The organism is Ectopseudomonas khazarica, from assembly GCF_017915135.1.
In the GTDB taxonomy this organism is placed as follows: Bacteria; Pseudomonadota; Gammaproteobacteria; order Pseudomonadales; family Pseudomonadaceae; genus Aquipseudomonas; species Aquipseudomonas khazarica.
The window spans coordinates 1,966,686-1,980,698 of sequence record NZ_CP068551.1; the positions used below are offsets into that span (position 1 = coordinate 1,966,686).

At 66.0% G+C, this 14,013-nt stretch carries 11 protein-coding genes; 4 read left to right on the forward strand and 7 right to left on the reverse strand.

The annotated features are described in order from the left end of the window. Entirely contained in the window at positions 1 to 1,149 is a 1,149-nt protein-coding gene (locus JLK41_RS09330; RefSeq protein ID WP_210390859.1) for an HlyD family secretion protein, read from the reverse strand. After that, positions 1,149 to 2,606, reverse strand: a complete 1,458-nt coding sequence (locus JLK41_RS09335; RefSeq protein WP_210390861.1) for an efflux transporter outer membrane subunit — start codon at positions 2,604 to 2,606, stop codon at positions 1,149 to 1,151. Before JLK41_RS09335 ends, JLK41_RS09330 begins: the two co-directional genes overlap by 1 nt. A gap of 194 nt (positions 2,607 to 2,800) precedes the next feature. Here JLK41_RS09335 and JLK41_RS09340 point away from each other — a divergent pair, with 194 nt between their 5' ends. Next, positions 2,801 to 3,397: a TetR/AcrR family transcriptional regulator gene (locus JLK41_RS09340; RefSeq protein ID WP_210390863.1), complete on the forward strand. Its 597-nt coding sequence runs from the start codon at positions 2,801 to 2,803 to the stop codon at positions 3,395 to 3,397. 81 nt (positions 3,398 to 3,478) lie between these two features. Further along, a complete protein-coding gene (gene dinB, locus JLK41_RS09345) occupies positions 3,479 to 4,537 on the forward strand; it encodes a DNA polymerase IV (protein ID WP_037053613.1) in 1,059 nt (352 codons plus the stop codon). 58 nt (positions 4,538 to 4,595) lie between these two features. Here the strand turns inward: dinB and JLK41_RS09350 are convergent, their stop codons facing one another. Genes JLK41_RS09350 through JLK41_RS09365 form a run of 4 tightly spaced genes read right to left on the reverse strand, consistent with a single transcriptional unit; the run spans position 4,596 to position 9,211 of the window. Further along, positions 4,596 to 4,994, reverse strand: a complete 399-nt coding sequence (locus JLK41_RS09350; protein WP_037053611.1) for an META domain-containing protein — start codon at positions 4,992 to 4,994, stop codon at positions 4,596 to 4,598. 2 nt (positions 4,995 to 4,996) lie between these two features. Continuing rightward, positions 4,997 to 5,428, reverse strand: coding sequence for a hypothetical protein (locus JLK41_RS09355; RefSeq protein WP_047590002.1), 432 nt, complete (start codon positions 5,426 to 5,428; stop codon positions 4,997 to 4,999). Between the two features lie 27 nt (positions 5,429 to 5,455). After that, positions 5,456 to 6,451, reverse strand: a complete 996-nt coding sequence (locus JLK41_RS09360) for a 2-hydroxyacid dehydrogenase (RefSeq protein WP_037053606.1) — start codon at positions 6,449 to 6,451, stop codon at positions 5,456 to 5,458. Between the two features lie 9 nt (positions 6,452 to 6,460). Next, complete coding sequence (locus tag JLK41_RS09365) at positions 6,461 to 9,211, reverse strand: response regulator (RefSeq protein ID WP_210390864.1); 2,751 nt, start codon at positions 9,209 to 9,211, stop codon at positions 6,461 to 6,463. Between the two features lie 115 nt (positions 9,212 to 9,326). On the opposite strand from JLK41_RS09365, the gene JLK41_RS09370 reads away from it, so the two are divergent. Both JLK41_RS09370 and JLK41_RS09375 read left to right on the forward strand, forming a co-directional pair. Next, positions 9,327 to 10,037, forward strand: coding sequence for a response regulator transcription factor (locus JLK41_RS09370; RefSeq protein WP_210390866.1), 711 nt, complete (start codon positions 9,327 to 9,329; stop codon positions 10,035 to 10,037). Next, complete coding sequence (locus tag JLK41_RS09375) at positions 10,034 to 11,434, forward strand: sensor histidine kinase (RefSeq protein ID WP_210390868.1); 1,401 nt, start codon at positions 10,034 to 10,036, stop codon at positions 11,432 to 11,434. The genes JLK41_RS09370 and JLK41_RS09375 overlap by 4 nt, the downstream gene beginning before the upstream one ends. Before the next feature lie 129 nt (positions 11,435 to 11,563). Here the strand turns inward: JLK41_RS09375 and JLK41_RS09380 are convergent, their stop codons facing one another. Next, the gene (locus tag JLK41_RS09380) at positions 11,564 to 13,648 is read right to left on the reverse strand and encodes a TonB-dependent receptor domain-containing protein (RefSeq protein WP_210390870.1); all 2,085 of its coding nucleotides are present in this window, start codon (positions 13,646 to 13,648) and stop codon (positions 11,564 to 11,566) included. Positions 13,649 to 14,013: the final 365 nt, after the last annotated feature.

Sequence of the window (14,013 nt, forward strand, 5' to 3'; positions counted from 1 at the left end):
CTACTCTCCGCGGGTATCGACAGTGACGTCCATCGACAACCCCACGCGCAGCGGATACGCCTTCAGGTCATCGGGTTCCAGGGCGATTCGCACGGGCAGGCGTTGCACCACCTTGATCCAGTTGCCGGTCGCATTCTGTGCAGGGATCAGCGCGAAGGCCGCTCCCGTGCCACCGTTGAAGCCGACGACAGTGCCCCGGTAGGTGACCCCGCTGCCGTGGTAGTCCGAGGTCAGCTCGGCGGGCTGCCCGATGCGCAGGTGCTCGAACTGGCTTTCCTTGAAGTTGGCGTCGACATAGACGCTGGCCACCGGCACCACGATCATCAGCGGTGCGCCTGCAGCAACACGCTCGCCAACCTGCACCTGCTTGTTGGTGACGACGCCGTCGAACGGCGCGCGGATGACGGTCCGTGACAGATCGAGCTCCGCTCTGTCGAGCCGTGCTTTGGCCATGGCGACATTCGGCGAGGTGTCGATGGTCAGCCCGAGCGTGAGGACCTCGGCCGCACCGAAGTCGCCGTCGGCGGAGCCGCGAACCGCCTGTGCGGAATTGATCGCCGCCTCGGCAAGGTCACGTGCGGCCAGTGCCGACTGGTACGCCGTGCGCGCCGCCGTCAGGTCTTCGGCAGAGACCGCCCCGGTTCCGGCGATGCTCTCTCGCCGGGCGAGTTCGGCGCGTGTACGCTCGACCGCCGCCTTGCTGTCGCGCAGCTGGGCTTTCGCCTGCAGTATCTCCGCATCCCTCGCCGTTACGCGGGCCTGCGCCGCACTGGTGCTGGCCTCCGCCTGCCGGTAGTGCTGGCGGGCCTGCGCCAGTGCCGCCCTGGCTTCAGCGACGGCCACCTGATATTCGGCATCGTCGAGAACCACCAGGATCTCGCCCTTCCTGACCTCCTGCGTATCCGCCACGGGAACGGCCTGGATGGGACCCGCGACCAGGGCGGTGATCTGCGCGGAGTCGGCACCCACATAGGCATTGTCGGTATGCACTCGTCCTTGCTGGGTGATGACGTACCAGGCGGCAAAGAGCCCGGCGATCAGCAGGATCACGAGCAATAGCAGCGGGAACAGTTTCCTGCGCTTCGCCAGGTTCTGCGCGTCCAGCGCTGCCGATGCATCCTCAAGCGTGTTCGTCGTTTCATGAGTCATCATCTGTTTCCTACCGTCTGCGGTTCCTGGTATCCGCCGCCGAGTGCGCGGATCAGAGCGATATCGAGCTGTAACCTGCGGCCCTCGAGCTCGACCACCGAGCGGTCGAGGGCGACCATGCTGTCTTCTGCCGTCAGGTGGACGATCTGGTTGTCGAGCCCCGCCCGATAACGCAGTCCCGTGAGCCTGGCGGCTTCTCTTGCTGCCTGCGCCGCGTCGTGGCGCCTGGCGAGCTGGCGGTCGGTTGCCGCACGCACGGCGACGAGGTCGGCGACGCTGCGCAGGGCTGCGACCAGGGTGCCGTCGTAGCTTGCGACCGCCACGTCGTAGTCGGCACGGGCACCTCGGTAGCGCCCCTGCAATCGCCCGCCCTGGAAGATCGGCAGGCTGATCGCGAGCCCCGCATCGCCGTAGCTGGAACCCGAACCGAACAGTGTCGAAATGCCCAGCGACTGGACGCCGACCAGGGCCGACAGGTTGACGTTTGGATAGAACTCGGTGCGCGCGACCTTGATCCGCTTCGCGGCCGCTTCGGCACGCAGACGTGCCGCAGTGATGTCGGGGCGGCGGCCGATCAGCTCGATCCCGGCGTCGGCGGGGAGGGCGAGTCGCGGTGACGCGAGGGTTGGTCGAGTGATGTGCCGGCCACGATCAGGTCCCGCGCCGAGCAGGGCGGCGAGGCGATTGCGCGTCGTCGCGAGTGCTTCGTTCAGGGTTTCCACATCCGCATGCGCAGAGGCTTCGCGGCTTTCAGCCTGTTTCTCCGAGGCTCGGTTTTCGAGCCCGGTGCGCACGCGGTCCCTGGTCAGGGTCGCGCTGGCGGTGCGCACCTGAACGGCCCTGTTCGCGACGTCCAGCGCATTGTGATAGGCGGCGAGATCCGTATAGGCGGAGGCTATTTCGGTGCTCAGCATCAGCCGAGCCTGTGCGGCATCGATGCGCGTCGCTTCAGCTTCGGACGTTGCGGCGGCAAGTGCGGCGCGGTTGCGTCCCCACAGATCGATATCGAAACTGAAGGTCGCATTCACCTGGCCAACATCGTCGATGCCATTGGGCACGAATTGCGGCTGAGGCGACATGTTCTCGCTCTGCTGCACGCCTCCGGCGCTGGCCTCGGCCCCGACACTGGGCAGCAGTGCGGCCCCGACCTGTTGTGCCAGCGCGTCCGCCGCCCGCACTCGTGCAGCGGCGACGGCGATATCGGGTGATCCCGCCAGTCCCTCCGCAATCAGGGCATTCAACTGAGCGTCATCGAAGCGTTTCCACCAGCCTTCCACGGGCCACGCGCCAGCGGCGTCGGGCAGGCTTGCGTTCGAGTCGAAGGCCGATGCGCTCGCCGGCGAGGGCTCGGGGCCCAGATCAGGAATGCTCTCGCAACCGGGCAGCACGGCCAGCCCGACCGTCAGGACTATCGATCCGCATGCCGTGCTCAGGGGATGCGAAGGGCGGCGGCTCATGAGTGCCTCCTATAAATGAACTGTACGGTATTAATATCGAGGCTGGTCTGGGCCGTCAATAAGAATGTACAGTTCGGTTCAGAAAAGGCGGGAAGGCCTTGCGCGACAGGTACCCGTCGCCAGGCAGCGATGCCTCAAGGGGAACATGAGCCCCGATGCTCGCGCAGGTTCAGCAGTTTGACGGTGAGGTGGTAATGAGGGTGAAAACCAACGAGCGGCGTCAGTCGATAATCGACGCGTCGCGGGAAATATTCCAGGAGATCGGCTACGAGCGCACCAGCATGGCGATGATCTCGAACAAGGTCGGTGGCTCCAAGGCGACTCTCTACAGCTACTTCAAATCCAAGGAAGAGCTGTTCGCGGCGGTGATGCTCGAGTCGGTCGAGGCACAATGCGATGCGCTGCTGGGCGTCCTGGATGACGGCAGTGCAGACGTCGCTGAGTCGTTGCAGCGCTTCGGCGAGGCTTACGTCGACATCATCACCTCCCCGGAGTGCCTGGCAGTCACCCGCTGCACCATCGTGGAGAACGGAAATCCCGAGCTGTACAAGGCGCTCTTCGACAATGGTCCGCGCCGTGCGGAAATCGCCATCAGTGCCTACCTGGCCCGCTTCATGGCGCAGCAGGTTCTTCGCGCCGCCGACCCGGACCTGGCGGCCCTGCACCTGAAGGGGTTGCTCGAGGCGGGCATCAAGGACCCGCTGCTGTGTGGTGCGCAACCGGCCGTCGTTGACTTCAGGCAGTCGGTGGCGGCGGCGGTGGATACCTTCCTGCGCGCGTACCGAGCCTGAGCCGGGGGCTGCTGCGCACGGATGAAGGGCGGTATTCAGCTGTCGTCTTTCATGGGGGCATGCACGTAAAATCGACGCCCTATGAGCCAGCGAAAAATTATCCACGTTGACTGCGACTGCTTCTACGCGGCAATCGAGATGCGCGACGACCCGAGCCTGGCCAGCCGCCCGCTGGCGGTGGGCGGTTCTGCGGATCGGCGTGGGGTGATCGCCACCTGCAACTACGAGGCGCGGGCGTATGGCGTGCGCTCGGCGATGTCCTCGCGACATGCGCTGAAGCTGTGTCCTGACCTGCTGATCGTCAAACCACGTTTCGAGGCCTATCGCGCGGTTTCCCGCGAGATCCACGCCATCTTTCGCCAGTTCACCGATCTGATCGAGCCGCTGTCGCTGGACGAGGCCTACCTCGATGTCAGCGACTCGCCGCATTTTTCCGGCAGTGCCACGCGTATCGCTCAGGAAATCCGTCGGCGCGTGGCGCAGGAGCTGCACATCACCGTATCGGCGGGCGTGGCGCCGAACAAGTTCCTGGCCAAGATCGCCAGTGACTGGCGCAAGCCCAACGGGCTGTTCGTCATCACGCCGGATCAGGTCGACGACTTCGTCGCCGAGTTGCCGGTGAACAAGCTGCACGGGGTCGGCAAGGTCACGGCGGACAAGCTGACGCGTCTGGGCATCCGTACCTGCATGGACCTGCGCGACTGGAACAAGCTGGCGCTGGTGCGTGAGTTCGGCAGTTTCGGCGAGCGCCTGTGGCGCCTGGCGCATGGCATCGACGAGCGCGCCGTGCAGGTGGACAGCCGACGCCAGTCATTGAGCGTCGAGCACACCTTCGATCAGGACCTGCCGGACCTGGAGAGTTGCCTGCAGAGGTTGCCGGCGCTGCTCGAGGAAATGCGCGGTCGCCTGCTGCGTCTGGATGCCAGCTATCGGCCGGACAAGCCCTTCGTCAAGGTCAAGTTCCATGACTTCACCCAGACCACCCTGGAGCAGGCGGGCGCCAGCCTCGATCTGGACAGTTACCGGCTGCTGCTGAGCAACGCCTTCGCCCGGGGCGAAAGGCCCGTACGTCTGCTTGGGGTCGGCGTTCGCCTGCACGACATGCGTGGGCGCCAGGAACAGCTGGATCTGTTCGCCTGACAGGAAGCGGGGCGCTCAGCGACAACGGCATTGTCGCTGAGCGCCGCCTACAGTGGCGTCACTCGGCCCAGAGGCGGATCGGCTTGCCGCTGGCCGGCCACAGTTGCAGCTGGCCGATGGCGTTGAAGTCCCAGCGCTGTACCTGGCCCAATGCGGCGAGGAAGCGCTGCTCCTGTTCCATCAGGGCTGGGGCGCACAACTTGCGTGTGCTGCCGGGGGCCTCGAAGCGCAGGTGTTCACCATCCAGCGTGTAACCGGCGAACCAGTGGTTGCAGCCCGCGTTGCCGTGGGCACGACCGTCGGCGGCGAAGGTGATGGTCAGGTGGCTGCGGTCGATCAGCGGGCGTTCACCGATCCATTCGACGCGGTAGCTGTGCTCGGTTTCCAGTTGCGGTGCATCGCTGGCGCAACCGACCAGCGTCGTCGTCAGCAGGGCGAGGGGCAGGGCGCGGTGCATGGTCAGGCCTCCTGGCAGGTGCGGCACAGATGACGACCGGCGTCGTTGCGCCAGCCCAGTTCGGCGATGCGCGCCTCGGCAGCCGGGGCCTGGGCGGCCTTGCCAAGCGCCGCGTCGACGGCGAATTCGAAATCCAGCTGCTTGCCGCAGCCATCGCAGTTGACCTGCCAGTTGTGAATGGCCAGCTCCTTGAACTGCGGACCTTTGCACACGGCCAGCCATTGGCCGGGCGGATTGATCAGGTGACGGACCTTCTCCACCTGCAGGCGCATGTGCAGGTCACGGCTGCCCTTGAGGGTGACCAGCAGGACGTCGTTGGCCTGGATCGAGCCGCCGTTGCCGGTGACCTGGTAGCGGCCCGGCGCCAGCGCGCGGCATTCGGTGAGGGTGTGTTGCGGGTTGAGCAGGGTGTAGCGGAAATCGTGTTCGGCCATGGGTCCTCCGGATCAGCCGGCATGCTATCACGCGCCGGCCTTGACCTCATTGCCCGGCGTGCCCGCGACCCAGGCGGCGATGTTGTCCAGCGTGGTGCGGGCGATGGCGCCGAGCGCTTCGCGGGTCAGAAAGGCCTGATGCGCGGTGATGATGACGTTGGGGAAGGTCAGCAGCCGGGCCAGGGTGTCGTCCTGCAGCGGGCGGTCGGAGTGATCCTCGAAGAACAGCTCGGATTCCTCTTCATAGACATCCAGCCCCAGGTAGCCGAGCTGGCCGCTCTTCAGCGCGGCGATCAGCGCGGGTGCGTCGACCAGCGCACCACGGCCGGTATTGATCAGCATCACGCCGGGTTTCATCTGTGCCAGGCGGGCGCTGTCGATCAGGTGGTGGCTGGCCTCGGTCAGCGGGCAGTGCAGGCTGAGGATGTCGCTGCCGGCGATCACTTCATCGAGCGTGGCCTGACGGGCGCCGAGGGCCTCGAGCCCGGCCAGCGGGTAGGGGTCGTAGATCAGTACTTGGCAGCCGAAGCCGTGCATGATGCGGGCGAAGGCCTGGCCGATCTTGCCGCCCCCGACCACGCCCACGGTCTTGCCGTGGAGGTCGAAACCGGTCAGCCCATGCAGGGAGAAATCACCTTCGCGGGTACGGTTGAAGGCGCGATGGATGCGCCGGTTCAGGGCCAGCACCAGGGCAACGGCGTGTTCGGCCACCGCGTGCGGCGAATAGGCCGGCACCCGCACCACCGGCAGCCCCAGGCGTTGCGCTGCCTGCAGGTCGACATGGTTGTAGCCGGCCGAACGCAGGGCGATCAGGCGTGTGCCCTGGGCGGCCAGGCGCTCCAGCACCGGGGCGGACAGCTCGTCGTTGATGAAGGCGCAGACCACCTCGCTGCCAGCGGCCAGCGCCGAGCTGTCCAAAGTCAGGCGCGCCTCGTGAAAATGCAGCTGCCAGTCGGATGGCGCGCCGGCGGCGAGGAAGGATTCCCGGTCGTAGGGCTTGCTGCTGAACAGACAGATACGCATGGCGGTTCCTCAGGCACTCTGCGCCGCGGCTTCGGTCAGGCGGGAGATAGCGGCATCCAGCTCGTCCAGGGCCTGTTGCGCTTCCGGGTCATCCTGTTTCAGCAGCGTCTCGCTGCGCTGGCAGGCCGCGCGCAGTTGCGGCACGCCGCAGTAGCGTGTCGCGCCGTGCAGGCGGTGCACGCGCTCGATCAGCGCCGTGCGCTCACCGGCCTCCCGGGCCTGGCGGATGGCCTGGCGATCACCCGGCAGGCCGGCCAGCAGCATGCTCAGCATGTCTGCGGCCAGGTCGGCCTTGCCGGCGGCCAGGCGCAGCCCTTCTTCGGCGTCGAGCACCTTGCTCTGGGATTGCGCCGGCGCCGGCGGGGCGGCCTTGCTGGCCGGCTGGTTGCGCAGGTTCAGGCCGGTCCATTTCAGCACCACCTGGGCCAACTGGCGTTCGTTGATCGGCTTGGTCAGGTAGTCGTCCATGCCGCTCTGCAGCAGGGCGCGTTTTTCGTTGGCCAGGGCATGGGCGGTCAGGGCGATGATCGGGGTGGCGCTGTGCCCCTGTTCGTTCTCCCAGTAGCGGATGGCTTCCGTGGCTTCGCGGCCGTCCATGCCGGGCATCTGCACGTCCATGAACACCAGGTCGAAATTGCCGTGCTTGACCGCATCGATCGCCGCGTAGCCGCTGTCCACCGCCGTGACCTGGGCGCCCATGTCATCGAGCAGGGTGCGCACCAGCAGCAGGTTGGCCGGGTTGTCGTCGACGCAGAGGATGTGCGGCCGGCGCGTGTCGTTGAGCACCAGCGGTTCGTTGAGCGGGCGCTGCGGGTTGACCAGTTCGACCAGCGCCTTGTGCAGCTTGCGCGTGCAGGGCGGCTTGGCCTGCAACTGGGTGTAGGCATCCGGCAGCGTGCTGTGGAAGGTCCCCAGCTCCGTGGTCGGGCAGAGCACCAGGGCCTTGCAGCCAAGGCGGTCGAGTTCCTGGATGCGCTGGCCGAGGGTGTCGGGTGGCATCTGCTCGGCGGTGATGCCCAGGACTGCCAGGGTCAGTGGCCGCGTCTGATGCTGCTGGGTGCTGACGGCATCGAACAGCGCGCCGGCATCGGCGAAGCTCTCCACTTCCAGGCCGCAGTCCTCCAACTGGTGGGCCAGGGCCTGACGCGCCAGTTCATGGCTTTCGAGAATGGCCACGCGATGACCGAGCAGCGCAGTACGGGGCAGGTCCTCGGCATCGTCGCGCGCCTTGGGCAGCGCCAGGCTGATCCAGAATTCCGAGCCTTCGCCCGGGGTGCTGTCGACGCCGATCTCGCCACCCATCTGTTCGATCAGGCGCTTGGAGATCACCAGGCCGAGGCCGGTACCGCCGGTCTGCCGGGTCAGCGAGTTGTCGGCCTGGCTGAAGGCCTGGAACAGCGCGCGCAGCTCCTCGTCCGACAGGCCGATGCCGGTGTCCATCACGCTGATGCGCAGTTGCGCGCTGTCGGGGCTTTCGTCCTCGACCATCGCGCGCATGACGATGGTGCCCTCGCGGGTGAACTTGATCGCGTTGCTGACCAGGTTGGTGAGCACCTGCTTGAGGCGCTGCGGGTCGCCGCGCAGGGCCAGCGGGGTGTCGCGATAGATCAGGCTGACCAGCTCCAGCTGCTTCTCGTGGGCGGCGGGCGCGAGGATGGTCAGGGTGTCCTGGAGCAGGTCACGGAGGTTGAAGGGAATCGACTCCAGCGCCAGTTTGCCCGCCTCGATCTTGGAGAAGTCGAGGACCTCGTTGATGATGCCGAGCAGGCTGTCGGCGGACTTCTCGATGGTCGTCAGGTAGTCCTGCTGGCGCGGGCTGAGTTCGCTTTTCTGCAGCAGGTTGGTGAAACCCAGGATGCCGTTGAGCGGCGTGCGGATCTCGTGGCTCATGTTGGCGAGGAATTCCGACTTGATGCGGCTGGCTTCCAGCGCCTCCTTGCGGGCGAAGTCCAGTTCGATGTTCTGGATCTCGATGGTCTCCAGGTTCTGCCGGACGTCTTCGGTGGCCTGTTCGATGCTGTGCTGCAGCTCTTCCTGGGCATTCTGCAGGGCTTCGGCCATGCGGTTGATGCCGGCTGCCAGCTCGTCCATCTCGTGGCTGCCCAGTGGCGGCAGGCGGGTTTCCAGGTTGCCGTCCTTGAGCTGGGCGACACCGGCCTTGATCGCACGCAGCGGTTCATTGATGGTGCGGCTCATGCGCAGGGCGAGCAGGGCGGTGACGGCCAGGCCGCCGACGATCAGCAGCAGGCTGGCGAACAGGCTGCGGTAGCCGCTGAGCAGCGTGCCCTGGTGCGACAGCTCCAGTTCCACCCAGCCGAGCAGCTGCGGAGGCTTTTCCGTTTCGCTCACGTCGCTGAGCACCAGGTGCTGGTCGTAGACCGGAAGCAGGAACCGCGTGGCGTCCTGACCGCTGAGCAGGCTGATCTCGGTCTGGCTGTCGGGGGCGGGGTTGAGCATGCTGGGGCCGGCATGCGCCAGGGGCGTGCGCTCCGCTGCGAGGAAGCTGACCACGCGCACGTCGGGGTGGTCCAGCGCCTGCTGGGCGATGCGCTCGAGCAGGGCCTTGTTCTGTTGTTGCAGGGCCGGTGCGGCCAACGGCGCCAGGTGTTCGACCAGCATCTCGCCACGCTGCAGCAGTTGCGCCTGCAGGTTGGACAGCTGCACCCAGGTGAAATAGCCGCCCAGGACCAGAGCCAGCAGGCTGGTGGGAAGCAGGGTGAGCAGCAGTACACGCCCTTTGATGCCGAGATCCTTGAACACGATGTCTCTCCGTAATGACATCCGCGCAGTGTAGCGATTCGGCGCGACGGAATCTTCAGGTGAGCGGTTGTCGTTTAGGAGGTAGAATTATTCTCATTTTATTCCGTGGTCCCCGATGATGGCTCATTCTCTCGTGTCCGCCCGCATTCTCGCCGTCGAAGATGACCCCCTGCTGGCCAGCCACCTGCAGGCCGACCTGATGCGCCGCGGCTATGAGGTGACCCTGAGCCACGATGGCAGCGAGGGGCTGAGCCTGGCCGAGCGCGAGGACTTCGACCTGGTGCTGATGGACATCATGCTGCCGGGCACCAACGGCCTGGAGGCCCTGCAGCGTTTGCGCCAGCGTCGCCGGGTGCCGGTGTTGCTGATGTCGGCGCTGGGCGACGAGCAGAACCGCATCGCCGGCTTCAGCCAGGGGGCGGACGACTATTTGCCCAAGCCGTTCAGCCTGGGGGAGCTGAGCGTGCGGATCGAAGCGATCCTGCGCCGCGTGGCCTACGAACGGCACGAGCAGCAGGCCCCCGGGAGCGACGAGGGGCTGAGCTTCGACGAGGGACGCAGCGATGTCTCGCATGCCGGGCAGTGGGCCGGGCTGACGCCCAGCGAGTACCGTGTGCTGGAACTGCTCTGGCGCAACCGCGAGGAAGTCCTGAGCAAACCCTTCCTCTATCAGCAGGCGTTGCGTCGCGCCTATGCCCAGCATGATCGCAGCCTGGACATGCATGTCAGCCACGTGCGCCGCAAGCTGCAGGCCATCGGCTATGCCGATGCGCGGGTGGACACCGCCTGGGGCAAGGGCTACGTGATGGTGCAGGTCAGCCCATGAGCCTGCCGGGGCGGCACTCGCTGCTGTGGAAACTGAGCGGTGCACTGGCGCTGTTCTGCCTGTTGCTGGTCAGCCTGCATGTCGATATCGGTCGCCTCCTGCTGCAGAACACTTCCTACCTGTCTGACTCGACCAAGGCGGTGCTCGGCGATTACGCGCACGCCGCCGAGCGTGCCTGGCGTGAAGACGGGGCCGAGGGCGTCGATGGTTTTCTGCGGGAATTGCGCGAACGCGAGCAGGTCTGGGCGGTGGTGGTCGACGCCGAGCTGCGTTCGCTGTCCTCGCAGCCGCTGGACGGGGAAGCGCGGCAGCGCCTGGATTTCGTGCGTGCGCTGGATTTCTCCGTCGGACGCCCCGGGGGCACACCGGCGTTTTCCATTCCGTTCAGCGACGACCAGGCGCGCCTGATCATGGAGCTGCCGCAGCGTCTGAACCCGCGTCGCTACAACGACATCTGGGAAGTCCTGCTGCAGCGGGTGCTGCCGGCCGTGCTCGCGGTATTGCTCGGCCTGCTGTTGTACCGCGTGCTGATCGCGCCGCTGGCGATCCTGCGCCGCCAGGCGGTGGCATTGAGTGCCGGCAACCTGGATGCCCGGGTCGGTCCCGGGGTGGGCGGGCGCCAGGACGAGCTGGGAGAGCTGGCGCGGACCTTCGATCACATGGCCGGGCGCCTGCAGAATACGCTGACCTTTCAGCGTCAGCTGCTGCGTGACCTGTCGCACGAGCTGCGCACGCCGCTGAGCCGGCTGCGTGTCGCCGGCGAGCACGAGCAGGATATCGTCGCCCTGCGCCAGCGCCTGGAGCGCGAGGTCGACGGCATGGAGAAGCTGATCGGCGACACCCTCGAACTGGTCTGGCTGGATACCGAACGGCCCAGCCTGCCGCTGGAGCCGATCGATATCGGCCGGCTCTGGGAAGTGCTGCGCGAGAATGCCGGCTTCGAGTCGGGCTGGGACATCCAGCGCTTGCCCTGCGATCTGCCAGCCGACTGCGTCGTGCGCGGGCACCTCAACGGCCTGGCGCAGGCGCTGGAGAACGTGTTGCGCAACGCGATTCGCCACTCCCCCGAGGGTGGGGTGGTACGCCTGAGCGGCCGGCGCGAAGGGGATTATTGGTGGCTGTGCGTCGAGGACCAGGGGCCAGGCGTGCCGCAACAGGCGCTGGAAGCGATCTTTCGTCCCTTCACCCGCCTCAACGCGGCGCGCCCAGGTGGCGATGGCTACGGCCTCGGTCTGGCCATCGCGCGCAGCATGGTGCAGCTGCAGGGCGGCCAGTTGTGGGCAAAGAGCCCGGAAGCGGGGTTGCGCATCCATCTGCGCCTGCCGGCGGACCCTGGCGAGTCCGCACCTCAGCAGCAGGCGCCAGTGGCGGCCCGGGCCGATTCGGCGCTCGGTTGACTCACCTGACTGGGCTGCGCCGGCCGGTTGTCGACCTGAATACGGCGACCGCCACGCGAACCCGGTGACGGCTTGACGATGCGTCTGTGCATGGACGTCCGCCCTGCGTGCAGGGCGGGTCCCGTCGCCTCAGAAGTTCTGCGTCAGGCCGAACACGTAGCGTCGGCCATCGAGGTTGTAGGCGAAGTCCTCTTCGGTGGTGACCTCTTTGTTGGTGACGTTGTAGATACCGAACTTGAGGCTCAGGTCGCGGCTGGGTTTGTACACCAGGCCGACGTCGGCGAAGGTGTAGGCGGGGTAGGTCACGCCGTTGCTGCTGGAGCCGCTGGTGCCGGTCTGCCAGCGGCCGGAGGTCTCGCCACGGTAGTTGATCTGGGTCCACAGGTTCAGTTTCTCGCTCGCCTGCCAGTCCAGCGAGGCATTGAACATGTGCTTGGCCACGTCGTTGAGCGGCTCTCCCTTGTACTGCCCGGACTTCTGCTCGGTGCTGGTGTAGGTGTAGCTGTGGCGGTAGGTGAGGTTGTCGAGAATCTGGTAGTCGAGGGTGAACTCGACGCCTCTCAGCTCGGCCTCGTCGACGTTCTCGTAGGCGGTGTAACCGTACTGGTGGGCGGGATAGGTGGTGCCGTTGTAGGTGCAGGCGACGTTCTGGGCGCAGATGCGGCCGGTGCGGTTGATCTTGTCCTCGTAGTCGATCTGGTAGACGGTCAGGGTGCTGCTGAGGCCCAGGTCGAAGTTCTCGTAGCCGATCCCCAGTTCGCGGTTGACGCTGGTTTCCGGGATCAGATCGGGGTTGCCGATGATCACCCCGCCCCTCGAGGTGGCGCCGTAGTCGGTGGCGCTCTGGCGCAGGGCCGGCGCCTTGTAGCCGGTGGTCACGCCGCCCTTGAGGGTGAAGTTGTCATTCAGGCGATAGACCGCGTAGACCTTCGGGCTGAACTCGCTGCCATAGGCCTGGTTGTCATCGAAACGGCCGCTCAGGGTCAGGGTCAGGGCATCGGTCAGGCTCCAGTTGTCCTCCAGGAACAGGGAGTTCTGGTAGCGATCCATCTCCACCACCGCGTTGGCGTCCGCCACCACCGGCTCGCGCAGCCCGCTGCTGGCGCCGTCCTCGAGCTTCTCGTACTTGTGCGTCAGGCCCGCGGTGAGGGCGTGCGAGCCGGCGAAGTAGGTCGCCTGGGTATTGGCCGTCAGCACGCTGTACTCGATGCCTTCACCGGTCGTGGCGTTCAGGCGGCTGAGGTTCTCGGAGTGGTCGTAATTGATGTAGCTGTCGCTCAGCAGGTTGCCGTAGCGGCCTTCGTGGGTGATCGCGTACGTGCGCTGGATGGAGTCGGTGAAGGTGGCGTCGTCCGCCTGGGGCAGGCTCTTGCCGGGGTTGGCCCAGCGCCGTTGGCGGCCCTCGTTGTAGTTGAAGGTGACGAGGTTCTGTTCATCGATGTTCCAGCCCAGCTTGCCGCCAGCGTTGCTGCGTCTGTAGCGCGGGTCGGTGGCGCCGCTGTCGTCCTCCCCGATGAGGTGGCTCTCATCCTGGTGCAGGAACGAGCCATTGAGCTGCAGGGACAGCACGTCGCGGATCAGCGGCGCATTCAGGTAGGCGCTGGTCTGGTAGCCATCCTCGTTGACGTCGTTCTTGCTGTCGGCCATCGAGTATTCGGCGGTGATGCTGCCACCGAACTCGTTGTGGATCCGCTTGGTGATGATGTTGACCACGCCGCCCATGGCGTCGGAGCCATAGAGCGAGGATGCCGGGCCGCGGATGACCTCGATACGCTCGATGGCCTCGATCGGCGGCAGGAAGTTGATCGGCGTGCCCGCCTGGGTGCCGTTCAGGCCGAAGGCGTCGTTGCCCTGCACCGGCCGGCCATCGATCAGGAACAGGGTGTAGCCGGCCGTCATGCCGCGGATCATGACCGAGCGCTCGACGCCACCCCCGGCGATCTGCACGCCGGCGACATTCTTCAGCGCATCGGTGACATCGGTATAGGAGCGCTTTTTCAGCTCTTCGGCCGAGATCACGCTGATGCTGGCCGGCGCATCCTTGATGCTCTGCTCGAAGCCCGAGGCGGTCACCACCACGTCATTGAGCTTCACCTGATCGGATGCCTGCGCGGCGGCGGTCGTGGAGGCGACCGAGGTCAGTGCGACGGCCAGCAGGGTTTTCTGGAACTGTGGGTTGCAACGAGCAGTGAACGGGGGGCGTGTGCGTGACATGCGAATAGCTCCTACGGAAATCAGGATGGCCCAGGTGTCGGCGTGCTTGCAGAACGACGGCGCGGCTCCGGCGGCGCAGGGCAGATCGTCCCGGCGGCTGTTCGGAGGCGTGACGCGATACGGGCGAGTGCTGCTTGGGGCGCCCATGTCCGGGCAGGTCTTGCTGCTGGCAATCTGCCGGTAAGCTGCGGACAGGTTGCAAATGATATGAATACTCATCTGCGAGTAAATGTTATTTACAAACTATACATTTGCACTTTGTAAATTCTGCGCACCCCGGCAGCCCTGCACGGCAGAGGGCCCGTGGGCCTGGTTCCGGCGAGGTGTAAATCCGAATGCGGCTCAATATCAATTGCGCAATCGCT